The organism is Tropicimonas sp. IMCC6043, from assembly GCF_004146235.1.
Taxonomy (GTDB): Bacteria; Pseudomonadota; Alphaproteobacteria; order Rhodobacterales; family Rhodobacteraceae; genus Tropicimonas.
In genome coordinates this window covers 1-722 of record NZ_SELO01000141.1, presented here as the reverse complement: position 1 = coordinate 722, position 722 = coordinate 1, and the positions used below count along the sequence as shown (strand labels likewise).

Below are 722 nucleotides of genomic sequence, written 5' to 3'. Positions count from 1 at the left end.
TGGACAAGCTCATTCTGAAGGAGGCGGCACGGGGAAACTTCTGAGCCCCGCTCGTCGTCGAGCCTGTATCGACCTGATCCGCAGCGAGATGAAGGTATCGGAGCGTCGGATCTGCCGCGTGCTGGGGCAGCATCGATCAACACAACGGCGGCGTCCAAGGGGGCGTGCAGATGAGGATTGTCTGGTTGCCGACATGATCGAGCTGGCCAGGCAATACGGCAGCTACGGCTACAGGCGTGTGGCCGTGCTGCTGAGAGACGCAGGCTGGCAGGTCAGCGATGGCCGTGTCGAACGTCTATGGCGGCGAGAGGGGCTGAAGGTGCCACCGAAGCAACCGAAAAAAGGGCGGCTCTGGCCAAACGACGGATCATGCATTCGGCTGAGGCCCGAGTATCGCAGTCACGTCTGGTCATATGATTTCGTTCACTGCCGAACCGACGACGGCAAGGCTTTCAGGACGCTGAACATCCTTGACGAGTTCAGCCGTGAATGCCTGACGATCCGGGTGAAGCGAAAGCAGAACTCGACGGATGTGATCGACGCGTTGACGGATCTATTCATCTTGCGCGGTCCCCCGGCATTCGTTCGAAGTGATAACGTCCTATGTCGGGAAGCTTTGGCGGCTTGAAGCATCAGGTCTTGGAGCATCCGGTATTCCGGATGCCCTGATATGGTTGCCCAGACGGGTTTCGCCGTCAAGAAACGGTCTCTCCCATAGCAAA

General features: G+C 58.7%; 1 pseudogene. It reads left to right on the top strand.

Features of this window, described 5'->3' with window-relative positions:
• A pseudogene (locus EU800_RS26135) lies at positions 1–598 on the top strand (DDE-type integrase/transposase/recombinase); the annotation flags it as partial.
• Positions 599–722: the final 124 nt, after the last annotated feature.